General features: G+C 48.7%; 11 protein-coding genes and 1 rRNA gene. 9 read left to right on the top strand and 3 right to left on the bottom strand.

Translation table 11 applies throughout. The annotated features are described in order from the left end of the window. Positions 1-78: 78 nt before the first annotated feature. The 4 genes from H6760_04145 to H6760_04130 all read left to right on the top strand — a co-directional run bounded on the left by H6760_04145 (position 79) and on the right by H6760_04130 (position 7,424). Entirely contained in the window at positions 79-1,245 is a 1,167-nt protein-coding gene (locus H6760_04145) for a cation:proton antiporter (protein ID USN53328.1), read from the top strand. Continuing rightward, positions 1,218-3,776 (top strand): cation-transporting P-type ATPase, encoded by a 2,559-nt coding sequence (locus H6760_04140; GenBank protein USN53327.1) that lies wholly within the window; start codon positions 1,218-1,220, stop codon positions 3,774-3,776. The genes H6760_04145 and H6760_04140 overlap by 28 nt, the downstream gene beginning before the upstream one ends. A 103-nt stretch (positions 3,777-3,879) precedes the next feature. Then, complete coding sequence (locus H6760_04135; protein USN53326.1) at positions 3,880-4,662, top strand: T9SS type A sorting domain-containing protein; 783 nt, start codon at positions 3,880-3,882, stop codon at positions 4,660-4,662. A 158-nt stretch (positions 4,663-4,820) separates the two neighbouring features. Next, complete coding sequence (locus tag H6760_04130) at positions 4,821-7,424, top strand: N-acetylmuramoyl-L-alanine amidase (protein USN53325.1); 2,604 nt, start codon at positions 4,821-4,823, stop codon at positions 7,422-7,424. A gap of 846 nt (positions 7,425-8,270) precedes the next feature. Here the strand turns inward: H6760_04130 and H6760_04125 are convergent. Then, positions 8,271-10,967 carry an AAA family ATPase gene (locus H6760_04125; protein ID USN53324.1) on the bottom strand — a complete coding sequence of 899 codons (2,697 nt, stop codon included), beginning with the start codon at positions 10,965-10,967 and terminating at the stop codon, positions 8,271-8,273. 253 nt (positions 10,968-11,220) lie between these two features. On the opposite strand from H6760_04125, the gene rpsP reads away from it, so the two are divergent. Both rpsP and H6760_04115 read left to right on the top strand, forming a co-directional pair. Continuing rightward, entirely contained in the window at positions 11,221-11,646 is a 426-nt protein-coding gene (rpsP, locus tag H6760_04120) for a 30S ribosomal protein S16 (protein USN53323.1), read from the top strand. A 153-nt stretch (positions 11,647-11,799) separates the two neighbouring features. Next, positions 11,800-12,153 carry a KH domain-containing protein gene (locus tag H6760_04115; protein USN53322.1) on the top strand — a complete coding sequence of 118 codons (354 nt, stop codon included), beginning with the start codon at positions 11,800-11,802 and terminating at the stop codon, positions 12,151-12,153. 89 nt (positions 12,154-12,242) lie between these two features. Here the strand turns inward: H6760_04115 and H6760_04110 are convergent, their stop codons facing one another. Beyond that, complete coding sequence (locus tag H6760_04110; GenBank protein ID USN53321.1) at positions 12,243-12,596, bottom strand: hypothetical protein; 354 nt, start codon at positions 12,594-12,596, stop codon at positions 12,243-12,245. Positions 12,597-12,668: 72 nt separating this feature from the next. On the opposite strand from H6760_04110, the gene trmD reads away from it, so the two are divergent. After that, positions 12,669-13,343 (top strand): tRNA (guanosine(37)-N1)-methyltransferase TrmD, encoded by a 675-nt coding sequence (gene trmD / locus H6760_04105; protein ID USN53320.1) that lies wholly within the window; start codon positions 12,669-12,671, stop codon positions 13,341-13,343. Continuing rightward, entirely contained in the window at positions 13,340-14,071 is a 732-nt protein-coding gene (locus H6760_04100; protein ID USN53319.1) for a hypothetical protein, read from the top strand. Before trmD ends, H6760_04100 begins: the two co-directional genes overlap by 4 nt. A gap of 50 nt (positions 14,072-14,121) precedes the next feature. Here H6760_04100 and H6760_04095 read toward each other — a convergent pair whose 3' ends face one another. Continuing rightward, positions 14,122-14,859: a hypothetical protein gene (locus tag H6760_04095; GenBank protein USN53318.1), complete on the bottom strand. Its 738-nt coding sequence runs from the start codon at positions 14,857-14,859 to the stop codon at positions 14,122-14,124. A 427-nt stretch (positions 14,860-15,286) separates the two neighbouring features. On the opposite strand from H6760_04095, the gene H6760_04090 reads away from it, so the two are divergent. After that, a 16S ribosomal RNA gene (locus tag H6760_04090) occupies positions 15,287-16,776 on the top strand. The last annotated feature ends 163 nt before the right edge of the window (positions 16,777-16,939 follow it).

Genomic DNA, 16,939 nt, shown 5'->3' with positions numbered 1-16,939 from the left:
GTAACCTAGTCTGGAAAATTTGTAAAGAGACTAGATACCGTTTGCGTTGAAGCATAAATCGCGCAATACTACAGAGTAATGAGTATTTATCTCTTTTTAAGCGTCGTCTTTTTGTTCACTCTCCTGGTAGGGAGGTTGATTGAGCGAGTGAAAGTGCCGTGGGTCTTTGCCGCGCTGATACTTGGAACAATACTCGCCATAGGAAATCCTTTTTCCACTATTACCAACGGAGAAACTTTTTCCTTCCTGGCTCAATTAGGTATGTACCTCCTACTCTTCATCATTGGTTTTGAGGTGGATGTACAAGACATGCGGAAGAAAGGAGCGTTTTTAGCAAGCTCGGCTTTTGTCATTATTCTCTTTGAGGCATTATTGGGCAGCATATTAGTGCATACCCTTTTTCAGGTTTCATGGGATATCGCTATCTTGGTTGGTCTGTCTTTTGCCACAGTCGGCGAGGCAATCCTAGTGCCAATACTTGATGCCTCTAAGCTTATTCGTACGCCAGTCGGGCAGGCGATTATTGGTATAGGAACCCTAGATGACATCGTTGAAATTATCAGTCTCATTTTCGTATCTTTATTACTTGGTACGAGTGCGGTAAATATCTCCGTCCACGTTGCTGTTGTTTTCCTTGGTCTCCTAGGTTTATTTGGATTGACCGCACTTTTTTCTTACTTGCGAGCAGAGCGCCAGCGGTTCGCGTTTTCTCAGGTGGAAACCCTTTTTCTCATGACCATGTTTGGTCTTTTCCTTTTCTTGGCAGTTGGTTCTTTTGCCGAGGCGACTGCGCTAGGTGCTTTGCTGGCCGGTGTGGCCCTACGTAATTTTATCCCAACTGCACGCTTGAAGTTTATTGAAACTGATTTGCGCACCATCGCCTATGGCTTCTTTGCTCCAATCTTTTTTGTGTGGGTTGGCGCATCTCTAGATTTGCAATACGTTGGTGGACATCTCTGGCAAATTGCTGCGCTTATAGTAGTGGCTGGTCTGGCTAAGCTCCTGGCGAGTATTGTTATGGGCAAGAAGGAGTTTGGTGGACGGGGGGCTATTTTACTCGGTATAGGACTATCTGTTCGTTTCAGCACCAGCATTATTATTGTGAAGCTACTCTTTGATAACGGCCTGATTGATGTTGGACTTTATTCGGTGATTATAGCTTCGACTATTTGTTTCACTTTGCTTATTCCATTTCTTTTTGCGCAGCTTTCTGCACGATGGCGAAATCAACTCAAGACAAAATAGACGAAACAAAAGGCCTGAGTTCACAGCAAGTTCGGGCGCAGCGTGCTCGTTATGGTGAGAATACGCTGGCAGTCGGTAAACGGGTGAGCCCTGTGCAAATTTTTTTCCGCCAGTTTACTTCACCACTGGTGGTCGTGCTTTTGATTGCTGCACTTATTTCAGGGGCCCTATCTTTCTCTCCTGGTCATAGCGATATACGACTTGATGCTATTCTCATCGTTATTATCGTAATTATTTCCGGCGTGGCTGGTTTTATTCAGGAGTATAAGTCAGAGCAATCAGTTCAAGCGCTACGAAAAATTGCCGCACCTGAGGCTCGCGTTATCCGAGATGGAGTGGAGCGAGTTATTAGCGCAGATCGAATCGTGCCCGGCGATATCGTGGTACTCCAGGAGGGTGATAATGTTCCGGCTGACATGACGCTGCTAAAAAGTCAGGAGCTCATGGTAAATGAATCCATGCTGACCGGCGAATCGGCCGCAGTGGCTCGTTATCAGCAGCATGAAGTCGCTATGGGTACTTTTGTGACATCTGGTAACGCTATTGGTCGAGTAGAGCGAATTGGTATGAAAACTCGGATGGGTGAAATTGCTGAGCGATTGAATGTGCTGGAGGATGGTAATTCACCTTTCCATCAAGAGATTGATCAATTCTCCCGACGGGCCGTCCGCTTCGTGCTTATCCTCCTAGTGCTTTTTGCACTCATAAGCTTATTAAAATATGACGTACTTGATGCTATCTTCATTGCTATCTCCTTAGCAGTAGCGGCAATACCGGAGGGTTTACCCGCAGTGCTCACCTTAGTGATGACTATGGGTGCTCGTGATATGGCACAGCATAAGGCGCTCATTCGTCGTTTATCAGCTGTTGAATCAATTGGGGCTGTTTCGGTCATAGGTACGGATAAAACAGGCACACTGACAAAGAATGAAATGTCAGTAACTGCGCTTGCAACGGTGCATGGAATTTTTGATGCCGACGCAGCAGATCAAAAAAATATTCCCGAGCTACTTACTGGCATGCTGATAAATAACAACGCACGAAAAGGGAAGAATCGAGACGGTCAAGAAGCTTACCTCGGTGATCAAATTGAAATAGCGCTACTCAAATTCGCTGAGCGTTTTCCGGCATCTCGCGAGCGCATTCAAAAATCCTTGAAGCGAGTACATGAGATTCCTTTCACCTCAGATCGAATGATGATGAGTATTATTGCGCGCGCGAAGCAAGATAAGCAGCTTCTCGTATATACCAAAGGCGCTCCCGAACAAATCTTACAGCGCTGCACTCAAGTTTTGCTTGGAGATAAAGTGCAAAAAATTAGCGCTGCCCAGCGTAAAATAATTACCCAGCAGATTACGCAACTTTCCAGTCAAGGTTTACGCATGTTGGGCTTTGCGCGAGCTAGTGCAAAGGATGCGAACAAAGCTGAAGAGAAGAATATGACTTGGGTGGGACTAGTGGCGGTCATTGATCCTCCGCGAGAAGAGGTGAAGGATGCAGTTGCACAATGTAGACAGGCGGGAATTCGCGTGGTGATGATTACCGGAGATAGCGCCTTGACTGCTCAGGCAATTGCCCAGAGAGTACAACTCACTAGTAATGGAGCTATTGAGGGTGCGCAACTGGACAGCATGTCCGATGCTCAGCTTCGTAGGGCACTGCAAGGTGGGGTAAACATTTTTGCCCGTACCTCGCCGTTGCAAAAAATTCGCATTATGGAAGCGCTTCAAAAGGATGGCAATGTGGCCATGACTGGCGATGGAGTAAATGATGCCCTGGCGTTGAAAAGAGCTGACGTAGGTATTGCAATGGGTAAAAGCGGAACTGCAGTGGCACGTGAGGCAAGCGATATTATATTACTAGATGACAACTTTGTTACGATTCAATCAGCCGTACGAGAAGGTCGCCGCATTTTTGAAAACATCCAGAAGTTTATTAATTATCTCCTTACCTCAAACGTGGCAGAGATCGCCGTACTCTTTATCGCTGCAGTTGCTTTGCCTTTTTCTGAGCCGATTCTTCTACCAGTGCACATTCTCTGGATTAATTTGCTCACCGATGGCTTACCGGCGATTGCGCTGGGCGTCGATCCTGCCCGCAGCGATATTATGAAAGATCCGCCTCGCCGTGCTTCCTCAATTCTCACCCGTCAGCTGTGGTGGTTAGTGGCAGTGATAGGAACTAAGAAAACGATTATTTTACTCGCAACATTCCTAATCACTTTGCCGCTTGGTTTTGACACCGCTCGCACCACTCTCTTTACCGGCTTCGTGCTCTATGAGTTTGTTCGGATTGGGACGATCCGCTCACAGGAAAAATTAGGTTGGTTTTCAAATCCTTGGTTAGTATTGGCACTCGGTGCTTCAGTGCTTCTCCAGTTACTACTCATTTACACACCTCTTCGAGACGCCTTCCATCTCGTTGCGCTAGGATTTACCCCATGGTTAGTATTGATCGCTGGGGTGAGTATCGGGTACATCAGCGCGATTGGACTTTCTCGTTTAGTCCTGCGCTATGTGCGTGAAGAGTAAGGCGACTGGACAAAAAGTTCGATAATTAGTAATCATACAGTGGGCAGCAAAACATAGGAGGCTTATCATGCGTTGCCTTTCGTACGTGATCGCTCTTTTGACAATGGTTATCACCTCTACAATGTCGGCTTTTGGTCAGACGCTAGTTTGGGAATTGCCTGATCCTGCATCACGGTATTGGTCTATTGCTTATGTAGATCTAGAATTTGGCCCGGAGTTTATACTCGCCAGAGATATCTTGCAGGTATACAAACCGGGTAATTCGACTCCGATTTTCTCCTATGATAGCTCGTCGGGAGAAATATTCGTCTGTTACGGAATTAGCAACTTCGACACTGATCAAGAAGTAGAGTTTTTGGTCGGTGTTATTGCTACGGATGCGGGAGGTGGTTATACAGGGGTTGAAGTGGTTGAGTTTCCTAGTGGGATTCTCGAAGCCTCCTTTTATCCATCCGATTCAGATTTCTCGTATGGCTCAAGAGCAGATCTCATCGCAGATGTTAATATGGACGGTGTGTTGGATATTCCAGTGATCAGCACAACGTCTACTGCAAATCCTGTTGGAGTATATTACTACTCCCTTGGAGTGATTTCCGGGGTACAAGAACTTCCGGATTTTAGTTCTATTGGATCCGAGCTACAAGTGAAGGAGAATCCGATCGATAGAGTAATAGCGATAGAGTATTCGCTTTCCGAATCTCAAGAAGTTGAGCTCAGTCTCGTGACCGTCTTAGGGAGGGTTGTAGAACAAAGGCGCTTAGGCCCCCAGGGTGTTGGTGGACATCAATATAGCTTCTATACCTCCAATCTTCCCTCTGGCATCTACTTTGTTTCTTTGAGAGCAGGCGATGCTACCAGAAAGCAAAAAATAACTATTGTCCGCTGATTCTAAGAGGGGGCGATCAAAAACTATGACTGCCTCCTCACTCTGCTTACTCTGGACAAAATCGTTAAAATACGTTATACTATGTAGGTAAGTGAGGTTCTCACTGACTCTACTCCTCAGTTTGCTACTGAGGTTTTTTGTTCCCAAAACAAACATACATGACAAAAAAGTATTTCCGCCGTATTGGCATTTTGAGTCTTAGCTTAGCATCCTTGCTAGGTGTCTTTGCTATTGTCATGCCAATGATAGGTCGGGCTGAGCAGAGCGCTGTAGCAATTACTTCACGCACACTGGATGTGCAGGTGCAAGCTGGCTTTACGTCTCCTGTTGTTAATCCGGGCGTTACTTTCAATGCTATCGCGGCAACCTGGTCAGGCACAGAGGAGAGTGAGCTTAAGGTACGCTTCCGTAGTCATGGCCAATGGAGTGATTGGATACCCATTACAAGTGATGAAGATGCGGGAGCGAAGCTTAATGGAGACGCTCGGCACTATTCCAATTTACTTGATGTTCTTCCGGCTGATCGAGTGCAGTATACGGTAAACACTACGCAAGCCCTGCCAAGCTCGGTGCAGTTTTTCTTCATTGATACGATACAGGAACCAAGCTGGTATGAATCGCTTTTTCAATGGCTGGTACCTCACACTGAGGCTCAGGACCTCGATGTAATCAGTCGTAGCGAATGGGGAGCTGATGAATCACTACGTTTCAATAATGGACAAGAGGAATGGCCACCAGAATACGAGGCACCAAAGGCGTTTATTCTCCATCACACCGCAGGCTCAAACGGTCAGCCTGATTTAGAGCAAGCGAAAGCAGTGATTCGCAGTATTTACTATTACCATACTGTTATTCGAGGTTGGGGCGACATTGGCTACAATTATCTCGTCGATACTACAGGACATATTTTTGAAGGTCGTTATGGAGGCGACGGTGTGGTCGGGGCGCATACGTATCGCGGCGCAGAGTGTACAAGCAAGGGCGCTGAGCAAAGCTATAACCGTGGGAGCATCGGGGTTGCCTTACTCGGGAATTACGAAAACGTAGATTACGTTTCTGCACAAGCAAAAGCAGCAATTAGTCACTTCATCGCAGTGAAAGGGCGAGCCTTAGGTATTGTACCTAACAGCGATGTTTTTTTCATGGATCGTACTTTGCCAACTATTTTTGGCCACGGAGATGTTGATTGTACAACCTGCCCTGGGGCTCGCTATACAAGTCAGTTTGCTGACATTCGATCGGCAGCCCGAGCTGAGTACAATACCCTACCAGATCCGAATGGGGCGCCCCGAGCTAGTTTGCGTGGGCAGAGTGATAACACGGTAGCTACTGGAGAGGGAGTGAGTCTCGAGCTTTGGGTAGATATGCGCAATGATGGTACGAGTGACTGGACGCGCTTCGGTACCGCACCTGAACTCAAGCCAGCAAATGATGCAGCTCACTTACTCCGTGCATCAAATTGGGATGGAGATATTGCTGGTGTAATTGAGGATTCGCCAATTCATCCTGGTCAAACGGTGCGCTATCATTTCACAGTTACCGCACCAACTGGACACTCAGCCCTACAAGCAAAATTTGCCTTGTTTCATGATGGGCAGCAATTAAGTGGTACAAGCGCAACAATTAATTTCACGATTACCAGCAGTCCCTACGCTGCTCATTTGCAGGAGAATGGCTTCCCAGAAGCAATGCTGCAGAGTGACACCGCCACGGTAACTATGAAGTACGCAAACGCCGGCCGAGCAGCTTGGCAGCGCAATGAATTCTCACTCGTCGTACGTGATCCAGGCGGTGGTGATAGTGTGTATGACGTACACAGCGCGTCAGGCGAAAACGTCATTCCTTTAGATAACGGTCCTATTCAGCCGGGTCAATCTGGTAACTTTACCATTAGCCTTCGCAGTCCAAATACCATCGGTCGTTATACGCAAGAGATTGTCCTATTGCGTAATGGACAAGAAGTAGCGGGAAGTAAAGTGGTTGTGCATTCGCGAGTTGATTCACCTAGTCAGGCCGCATTGGTGAGTCAGACAATCCCGGTAGCAATGTTAAATACTTGGCGCATCCCTGTCACGGTGAAATTTGAGAATACTGGCGTAACAACCTGGGATCGCTCGATTGTCTTAAAGGTAATGAATGATGATCACGGCCCCAGCTCGTTTTATGATGGCAGCTGGCCAGGTGCGGTTGGTGAAATTCGTATGCAGGAGAGTCAGGTTCGTCCAGGTGAAACAGCCACATATCGATTTTACATGCGAGCGCCGGTTGTGCCACGGGTCTATGTGCAAAACATGCAGTTAATTGATATTGATGGTGGCGCTGATACGATTCAACATCCGATCTTCGATCCATTGATTCGAGTTGATGCAGCTAATACTCCATTGAACCCAGGGGAATATCATGCTGAAAAAGTAAGTGAGACGATTCCGCCAGCTATTCGCGTGCCATGGCGAATCCCTGTGACTGTGCGATATCGCAACACGGGTACAAAAACCTGGGACAGCGGTACGCGTTTAAATGTGTATGGAGCGCTTTTCCGTCGCCCGGAATTTCGTGATACGTCATGGGCACGACAGACCGGTGGTATTCCTATGAATGAGGCAAGGGTTGCTCCAGGTCAGGTGGCCAGCTTCACTTTCCGTATGGATGCACCAGATGAGCGCCAGGTCTATGAAATTCTTTTCCAGCTAAGCGCAAATAACAACGAGCGGAGCATTGTGCCGGGCAGTTATTTCTCTGAGTTGATTCGAGTCGATCCCTAAGCGTTTTCCTGTGGGAAGTGAATACTTTACCAATTCCTAAGATTGGTTTATTTTAATACTAACATCAACAATAGGGTTGATGGGTAGCATATGGGGGTTGGGGACTATGCCCAACAAGTCCAATAGCGCTAGGCCCAAGGCAAAGTCAGGGATGACGCCGGGGAGGACGCGATCCATTCTGGATCGCAACGACAAGGTTGTGAGGGGTCTCACCTGGGAAGCTTCGCGAGGTGATCGCGGATTTCACAGGAGGTTGCTCAGCTACCATCGGCTGATCGATCAGGTCAGGGCCTAGACAAGGACGGGTCTACGTTTCCCAAAAATGCCATCGTCTCGTGCGGTGGCATTTCTTTCGGATAGAAAAGCGGACACCAGGATGGCTGATGTCCGCTATGCTTCAGGCGGCCAGAGAAGCACTCGGCAGATTGGCTTGTCTGATCAGACAGGCCACATCGTTGTACATTGCTTCGATCAGTTGGCCGTTCGTAGTACGGAGGCGCAGAAAGCGAGATAGCCGGACCGCTCTGGGACGGCGATTCGACCTCTTTGCCAGTTCCGGGATTCTGGCGCGGAGACAAGTGATGGCCTCGGTTAGGCCCTGGAGACTGATCTCGATGGAATCTCCTCTCTCCTTGGTGGTTCCACTCTCGATGAGGTCCATCCATTCGTTGCAGGTGCGTACGATCGACGCCACCTTTTGACGCTGCTCTTCATCCGCGACCCCTAGAGCTGAACTCAGGGAGTCAATCTGTTCTTGCACTTGAGTGATCAAGGTGAACTCCTTACCTTGAGGGTACAAAAAAGAACCTTGTCATTGCTATACCAGGCTCAAGTTAAAACGTCAACTTATTGACGGTTGCCGTGTTGCTGGATAACCTTTTCAGCCTCCTCCATCTTGACGGAGAGGACTTTTGAAATACCGTCGTCACCCATGGTGACACCGTAGAGAAGCGCGGCTTTTTCCATGGTAGCGCGGTTGTGCGAGACAACGATAAACTGTGTCTTATTGCTGAGTTCGGCAATGATGTTTGCAAAACGTTGAGAGTTTGCTTCATCTAGGGCAGCATCCACTTCATCGAGGAAGACAAATGGTGAGGGATTATTAGCCATGATGGCGCAAATAAGTGCGATCGAGGTCAGAGCGCGCTCGCCGCCAGAAAGCATGGTAATGTTTTGCAGTTTTTTGCCAGGAGGGGTTGCATTGATATCAATACCTGTAATAACAAGCTCGCCTTTCGGTTGTATTTTTGGAGCTTGCTCCTCCTCTTCATCATCCTCATCTTCGTCAAAGTCGTCGTCATCTTCATCCTCTTCGTCATCGTCGAGCTTCTTGAGCACTTCTTCTTTGCGTAGTACGAGACTAGCTTTACCGCCCTGAAAAAGGACTCGGAAGTAGTGTTGGAATTCCCGATTGATTTTTTCGAAGGATTGATCAAACTGCTTCTTAATTGTCGCATCGAGCTCACTTATTACCTGCTCTAAATGCGTCATAGCTTCCTGCAAATCATCGGACTGTTTCTTCAGGAATTCAAAACGCTCATTCGTAGTTTCGTACTCTTGAGTAATAGCCTCATCAATACCGCCAATCAGCTCGAGTGAGTGCTTGCAGCGACGGATTTCTTCTTGATAGTATTCGACCGGCTTTACCTCAGCGATTTTTTCGCTTGTCGCCTTTTTGATCTTTTCGGCGAGCGCGCTTTCCACCTCAGCAGTAAACTCTTGCTCCAGGTCATTCCGACGAGTTTCGAGTTTAGCCAGCTCGACTTGAATCGCATTTAACTTTGCATTTTCAGCATTGAGTCGTTGTTGGCTTTCACGGAAAGATTTTTGTAGGCTGAAGAGCCGTTCACGCTTGTCTTGCGCCTTTTTATTAAAGCCCTGGATGTCGTGGGCGAGCGCCTTCAGTCGCTCATCAAGTTCGTTCACTTTCTTTTCTAGTTCAGCGTCTTCTTTGCGGAAAAGCGAATCAGCCTTACCTTTGTCTTCTGGCTTGATGTTGGCGCGAGTGAGTTCGCGCAGCACTTTGTCCAACTCACCTTGGAGGCGATCGCGATAGTGCTTGAGCGCTGCGTGTTTCTCCTTCAGCTGGTTCGTTTTATTCTCCAACGCGTGCAGCTCATTGACCAGACTGTCTTTTGTCTTCATGAACTGAGTGAGCTTAGCCTGCAGCTCAAGCACGATTTGAGAGTGATCAGCTTTCTCTTCTTGGTTGATACTATCGAGCATTTCAGCCAGATCCGCATCAATTTTTGCTGCCTGACTCTTTAACTTCGGCAGTTGCTCTAAGGATTCTAGGCTGTTGAGTGCGCTAAGGAGCTCCTCGTAGGCAGCCTTGGTTGTCGAGAGGGTTTTTTGAAACTTGCCAGCATCAAAGGATTTTTCATTGCGCAGTTCGCTCGAGGCCTGAACAAGCTTTGCCTCGATGCTTTCAAACTCTTGCACGACTTTATCCCGCTCAAGCGATTGCTGTTCAAAATGCGCTTGTTCTTTAGCGAGCTGCGTACTGAGTTGTTCTAACTCTTCATCAATTTCCTTGATCGTACGCTCTAATTCCTCTTTTCTATTCTTCAACCAGACAACATCGTATTGGCCCTGTTGACTCGCTTCGAGTTCTTGGCGGCCACGCAGGACGGCCTGTTCCTTCATTAGCGCGTTTTTTTCATCCAAGAGGCGACTGTATTGCTGTTGCAGTTCTCGGAAGGCATCGTCTTGGCCGCGCTCTTGCTCAATCGCTTCGAGTTCTCGCTGGATGTGTTCCAGTTCTTTGGCGGCTTTATGCTGCTCAGCCTCTAACTCATCATAGTGTTTCTTTTCCGTCGCATGTCGTTCACTCAAATCGGCCCAGACCTGGCTATAGTAGGCTTCCTGCAGGGCGCGCAGTTCCTGTTCTACCTCTTGTCGGCGCTCCAGTCGGCGGACTTGGCGGGTCAGAGTGCGCAAACGCGGCTCAACCTCCTGCATGAGGAGCTCGGCTTGGGCGAGGTTTGATCGCGTTGCCTTTAGTTTATTCTCAGCCTGCTCTCGCTTGATTTGAAATTGTCGGACGCCGGCAGCTTCGTCAAAGAAGGTTTTACGTTCCTGTGGTGTAGCAATGAGCACTTGGTCGATCATGCCCTGACCAATGACGGAGTAGGCTTTTTGTCCCACATTAGATTTTGCCAACATGAGTATAATGTCAGCCAGTCGAGCAGGTTGTTTATTTACAAAATACTCACCTTCGCCGTTACGATAGACACGGCGGGTGATAGCGACTTCAGCGAAGTCGATGGGCATGGTTCCATCTTCGTTATTAAAAACCAGGCTTACCTCGGCCATACCGAGGCGGCCTTTCTTGTCCGATCCAGAGAAAATAACGTCGTCGGCCCGTTTGCCGCGTAGCACTTTCATGCTCTGTTCGCCCATCACCCAACGCACGGCATCAGCCACATTTGATTTGCCTGAACCGTTTGGTCCGACAATTGCGGCGATCCCCCGAGTGAAGTCGAAGTCTACTTTTTTTGCGAATGACTTAAAGCCTTGGATCTCGAGCTTCTGGAGGTACATGACGTTTCGGAGTCTAGTCGCGTAGCAGCGCTAATAATAAGGATGGGACAAGGAATAGTGTAGCATTTCATTTAGAAAATTAGAAATCCGAAGTACGAAGTTCGAAACAAATTGAAGCTTCCTTATTTCTAAATATTTCCCAGTATGTATCAATTTGCATTTCGTGCTTGTTTAGTATTTCGTATTTTGTGCTTAGTATTTAGCCACCCACTTGACACTTTCCGAGATTTCCGTACTATATGCTGGTATGTTAATGATTCGACTATCCAGATTCGGAAAGCGCAAGAAACCAACCTATCGGATTGTTATTTCCGAAAAGGCGCGCGATCCAAAAGCCCGTTATTTAGAGCTTTTGGGCAATTATAACCCTCATACCGAGCCCTCAACCGTTCAGGTAAATACCGAACGGGTCCAATATTGGATTTCCCAGGGTGCCCAGTGCTCAAATACCGTCCATAACCTCTTGATAAATCAAGGCGTGATTAAGGGCGAGAAGCGACGCAAGGGCGCAATCAAGAAGAAGGGCGCCGAGGCTGAAGCAGCTAGCGAAAAGCCAGCCGAGACCCCAGCCGAAGCTCCAAAGGAAGCTACAGAAGCTCCAGCCGAGGAAGCAGCCAAGCCAGAGGCAGCTGAAACAAAGGAAGAAGCGCCAGCTGAGGCAGAGCCAAAAGCCGAATAAGTAGTTAAAAAATGCTTGGGACGTATTGACAGCACCGGGCTATTTTTTGTACACTCGAACACGCCAGCCTGGATTCCTCTGCTCGTTCCTAGAGGGTGAGGGCGGACGGAAAGGTCGACCGCTGGCATCTGTAGTAACCACAGGACTGTATCTATGGCAGAACAGCACAGCGATCAGGAGTTTGTCGAGTTCGTGGTCAAATCGATTGTGGATCGTCCAGAGGACGTTACCACTGAGCGTACCGTCGATGAGATGGGTGTTTTGATTACGCTCAAGGTAAATCCTCAGGACCTTGGCCAAGTAATTGGCCGCAACGGTCAGACCGCAAAATCAGTCCGCACGCTACTTCGCGTTGTCGGGGCAAAGAATCACGCCCGGGTCAACCTGAAGATTTTCGAGCCAGAAGGCTTCCGAAAGAGCGATCGTATGCGTCAGGCCCCTTCACATGAAGAGGACAGCGCACCGATGGCGGAAGACACCAGTGCGGTTGACGACCTGAAACTCTAGTCAACAAAACAAAAACTCCAGCGTGTCATGACCTGGGGTTTTTGTTATGAGTTTTTTAGAAGCAATCCTTGCTCCTTGCTACTTATTGGCTATTGCGTTACCTCTAGAACAGTGTTGATGACAAACTGCACTATTGCCCAAGAGATCAGCACAATAATAATTCCGATAATTGCCGCGCTAATGGTTTTCTTTGCCCGGGCAATTTTTTCATCATTCCCGGCAGACAACATCCATTGGAAACCACCTAAGATAACAAAGACCAGTGCCACCAGGCTAGCAAAGCCAAGGAGGGTTTGGATGATATTTACGATAACAGTTTGTGGGTCGGCACCACCTAAACCAATTTGCGAGCCGATATCAGGGAAGTCCTGAGCAAAGACGAGGCTGGGCAGGGCTAGACCGGCTAGACTGAGTATTAGGGTGCGAAAGAATCGTTGTGACATAATTCTAGAGGTACTGGAGAATTGCCTTTATGTCAACTGGAAGGATAGGCCACTTCGCGCTACAATAGGCCCATGCGTATTGATGTACTGACGATTTTTCCGAACATGGTGTCGGATTATTGTAACGAAAGCATATTGAAGCGGGCGCAGCAGAAAAAACTGCTGGATCTTCGCGTGCATAACATCCGCGACTACGCAACAGATAAGCACCACACTACGGATGATAAGCCCTATGGCGGTGGCCCTGGTATGCTCATGAAGGTAGAGCCGATTGATCGGGCGCTTCGCAAAGTGGCCGGGCGGACACTTCCTCCTCGTACAAAGAAGAAGCAGGTGATCCTGCTTTCACCTCAAGGGCAATTTCTCACCCAGGCAAAAGCGCGAGAGCTCGCACAACTGGATCAGCTCATACTTGTCTCTGGTCGTTACGAAGGTTTTGATGAGCGAATTCGTAGCCTAGTAAATCAGCAAATTTCTATCGGGCCCTACGTCTTAACCGGAGGAGAGCTTGGGGCAATGGTGGTTATTGATGCGGTCACTCGACTTCTCCCTGGTGTTTTAGGTGATGACGCCTCCTCAGTTGATGAAACTTTTTCTCATAGTCCAGATCAGATTGAGTACCCGCAGTATACTCGACCGGAAGTGTATAAAGGCAAGCGCGTGCCAAAAGAATTACTCACCGGAAACCATGCTGATATTGCGGCTTGGCGAAAAAAGCAGTATCGGAAACATCCCTCAAGCATATGAGAGTACGATTTGGTAAAGAAGAACGCTTCCTCGTTATCACCCTGCTGGTTATTGCCGCCTACATTTGGTTAGTAACCGGAGTGCCAGCAGTCCGTGACGGACTTAATCGTTTTTGGGATTGGTTGATTTCGCTTAGCGCAACGCAGGGCTACATAGGCGGCTTTCTCATTTCGTTCTTAGCTAATTTCTCCATTGTGGTGCCGATACCATATACGGTGGTTATCGTGCTAATTGCGGCGGCTGATATTAATCCTCTCCTCCTTGGAATTATTGCCGGGGTTGGAGCTGGTTTAGGAGAAGGTTCCTCCTACTTCCTGGGTTACTTTGGTCAGAAGTTGACGAATGATGTGTACAAAAAAAATCTGGATGTATTGAAGCGCTTGATCGAGCATAAGCGCTGGTATGTCTACATCGTACTTTTCTTGATTGGTGCAACGCCAATTCCAGACGACATCTTTATCGTGCCGCTTGGTTTTTTGCGCTATGGATTTATCCGCATGCTTATACCGGTTGCTCTCGGTAAAATGGTTATTACTATCGGATTAGCTGCCTTTGGTAAGTACACTAATATAGCCTCAGCCGTGGCCGGGTCAAATCAGTCGAATCTTGTCTCGAATGTCCTCACTCTTGTACTTTCCGTGTTGGCAGTTTATCTCATGCTCAAGGTGAACTGGGATAAGTTGGGGGATAGGCTAGTGGGCAAAAAACAGAATTCTCCCGCCAAGTGAAAAGCCCCAGCAGTGATGCAAGGGCTTTTGTTCATGCGTAGGTGCGTGGGCTAGCTTTCGCTTTCCCGACGCCCAACGAATTCCACGTAGAGACGGTTCTGCGACCCTGTACCGAAGTTGAAAGTCGATTTCTTGACCTGGAGGCTATTGATTCGACTGCCGTCATCGGTTTGAAGTTCGAGGCCGTCGACAATCTGTGTGTCGACTGGGGCTTCACGCGTGATCCAGCCGGAACCTTTGCGGTCTCCAGTTATGTGTTCGCCGCGTGTGAACTTGGTGCCGTTGTCATGAACTCGAGTGATCTCGATTCGGATTTGACCCTCATGCTCATGCCGACGGTAGGTAGTTGCGAAGTCGGCATCCTGTATCACGAGTGTAGGCTTCTCAGCGCTCAGCTCCCTCATTCGCTCGAGAGCCTCAGCCGAGAAAGGGTCTACTGGCAGTACTTCAACGTCAGCTTCGGCATGCAGCCAGGCGTCGCCGGCTAACGGACCTCCACCGTTTTCCGACGCTTCTGTGATGAAGCCGTAGCGCCGAGCCCGCAGCTCATTGATTTGCGTCGGGTCGCTGGTATACCAGAGCGGAAGCTCAGCTGGTGCATCCGGGATCGGACGCGCTTCCTTCTCATCCCACTTGCTCCATCGGCGTCCAGCTTCTGGACCCTCTTCAATGCCGCCTTCACGATGCACGGCACCGCCAGCCAGCTCGCTGACCTCCTCTCGGATGATGTTGCCATTGCGATCTGGTGGGTATTCTTTCGACTCTGTACGGGCTACTTCTCGGGACATGTCTCCCCCTCGTTCTCTCATGATGATTGGTAGTTACAAATGATCTATCTAAAACCTAAGCTTTTTATGGCTTTTTAGCAAGTTTGACTATCTGCCTTCCTCCTTGACAAGTTTTCAGAGTACCATTACAATGTGCATGCTCTTACGATTAGCTGGAAACAAGCCTTCACATACCCTCTGCCCTAACAACTAGCAGGACGGTGTAAGGAAAAACAGTAGCGTCTGATTTTCGAATCGGATTCCACTGTTTTTTCTTCACTCTGATGGGGATGCGCCGCTCACGCTCGGACGCCCCATAAAGATAAGAAAAAATAGTTCAGATCGTTGACAGTTCGAGCGTGATCGGTACACATGAATCCCAATAATGATTCCATACCAGTTTTGAAGATCTTTCTGGTGCCTCATCTTCGGATGCGGTAATAAAAAATCTTTATGCTAAGAGTTTGATCCTGGCTCAGGACGAACGCTGGCGGCGTGGATTAGGCATGCAAGTCGAGTGGTGCAGCAATGTAACCACGGCAAACGGGAGCGTAACACATTGGTAACCTACCCTGAAGTTCAGCATAACCCTTCGAAAGGAGGGATAATACTGGATGTGCTCTCCAATCATCTGATTGGAGAGTAAAGATTTATCGCTTCAGGAGGGGCCTATGTCCCATCAGCTTGTTGGTAAGGTAACGGCTTACCAAGGCTACGACGGGTAGCGGGTGTGAGAGCATGACCCGCCTCACTGGGACTGAGACACTGCCCAGACTCCTACGGGAGGCTGCAGTCGAGAATCTTCCCCAATGGGCGAAAGCCTGAGGGAGCGACGCCGCGTGCAGGAAGAAGCTTTTCGGAGTGTAAACTGCTTTTCTGTGGGACGAACTTCGGTGACGGTACCACAGGAATAAGGGGCTGCTAACTTCGTGCCAGCAGCAGCGGTAATACGAAGGCCCCAAGCGTTGTCCGGAATTATTGGGCGTAAAGCGTTCAAAGGTGGTTCAGCAAGTCAGGGGTTAAATCCGAGGGCTCAACCCTCGGGCCGCGCCTGATACTACTGAACTTGAGGACGGGAGAGGTAAGCGGAATTACCGGTGTAGTAGTAAAATGCGTTAATATCGGTAAGAACACCAATGGCGAAGGCAGCTTACTAGAACGATCCTGACACTAAAAGAACGAAAGCGTGGGGAGCGAATGGGATTAGATACCCCAGTAGTCCACGCTGTAAACGATGAGTGCTAGGTGTTGGGAGTTTCGACCCTCTCAGCATCGTCCAAGCTAACGCGTTAAGCACTCCGCCTGGGAAGTACGGTCGCAAGACTAAAACTCAAAGGAATTGACGGGAGCCCGCACAAGCGGTGGAGCATGTGGTTTAATTCGACGATAAGCGGGGAACCTTACCAAGACTTGAAATCTAGCTGCACGTTCTCAGAAATGAGATCAGCCTTCGAGGGTGCTAGACAGGTGCTGCATGGCTGTCGTCAGCTCGTGGCGTGAGCTGTCGGGTTAAGTCCTCGAACGAGCGCAACCCCTATGAGATGTTAAATGTTCATCTCAAACCGCTGCCTTTAAGGCAGAGGAAGGTGGGGACGACGTCAAGTCAGCATGGTCCTTACGTCTTGGGCTACACACGTGCTACAATGGGGTGCAACAATGGGCCGCAAAACCGCAAGGTGAAGCAAATCCCACCAAACCACCCCTCAGTTCGGATTGAAGGCTGCAACTCGCCTTCATGAAGCTGGAATCGCTAGTAACCGCAGATCAGCCTCGCTGCGGTGAATACGTTCTCGGGCTTTGTACACACCGCCCGTCAAGCCAAGAGAGTCGGGAATACCTGAAGTCCCCAGGTTTGGGGCCCAAGGTAGGCTCGATGATAGGGGCTAAGTCGTAACAAGGCACCGGTAGCGGAAGCTGTCGGTGGATCACCTCCTTTCTAGGGAGAATCTTCGTGCCGTAAGGTACGATGGCTCTACATATATTTGCACTATCGTGCAGTATGTGAGACCTAGTAGGTCGTGATGTCTGTCCGACTGCCCATTCGGGCAAATCAATTGATTGTCCGAGTGATAGGCAGTTGCTCAGCATCAGATGGTAGTAA

Source organism: Candidatus Nomurabacteria bacterium, from assembly GCA_023898465.1.
Taxonomy (GTDB): domain Bacteria; phylum Patescibacteriota; class Patescibacteriia; order HK-STAS-PATE-3; family HK-STAS-PATE-3; genus HK-STAS-PATE-3.
This window is presented reverse-complemented; position numbering and strand designations above follow the sequence as displayed.

Bases quoted from the DNA above. Each gene is read 5' to 3' on its own strand.
- H6760_04145 (USN53328.1), top strand. From the start codon at position 79: ATGAGTATTTATCTCTTTTTAAGCGTCGTCTTTTTGTTCACTCTCCTG.
- H6760_04140 (USN53327.1), top strand. From the start codon at position 1,218: ATGGCGAAATCAACTCAAGACAAAATAGACGAAACAAAAGGCCTGAGT.
- H6760_04135 (USN53326.1), top strand. From the start codon at position 3,880: ATGGTTATCACCTCTACAATGTCGGCTTTTGGTCAGACGCTAGTTTGG.
- H6760_04130 (USN53325.1), top strand. From the start codon at position 4,821: ATGACAAAAAAGTATTTCCGCCGTATTGGCATTTTGAGTCTTAGCTTA.
- H6760_04125 (USN53324.1), bottom strand. From the start codon at position 10,967: ATGTACCTCCAGAAGCTCGAGATCCAAGGCTTTAAGTCATTCGCAAAA.
- rpsP (USN53323.1), top strand. From the start codon at position 11,221: ATGATTCGACTATCCAGATTCGGAAAGCGCAAGAAACCAACCTATCGG.
- H6760_04115 (USN53322.1), top strand. From the start codon at position 11,800: ATGGCAGAACAGCACAGCGATCAGGAGTTTGTCGAGTTCGTGGTCAAA.
- H6760_04110 (USN53321.1), bottom strand. From the start codon at position 12,596: ATGTCACAACGATTCTTTCGCACCCTAATACTCAGTCTAGCCGGTCTA.
- trmD (USN53320.1), top strand. From the start codon at position 12,669: ATGCGTATTGATGTACTGACGATTTTTCCGAACATGGTGTCGGATTAT.
- H6760_04100 (USN53319.1), top strand. From the start codon at position 13,340: ATGAGAGTACGATTTGGTAAAGAAGAACGCTTCCTCGTTATCACCCTG.
- H6760_04095 (USN53318.1), bottom strand. From the start codon at position 14,859: ATGTCCCGAGAAGTAGCCCGTACAGAGTCGAAAGAATACCCACCAGAT.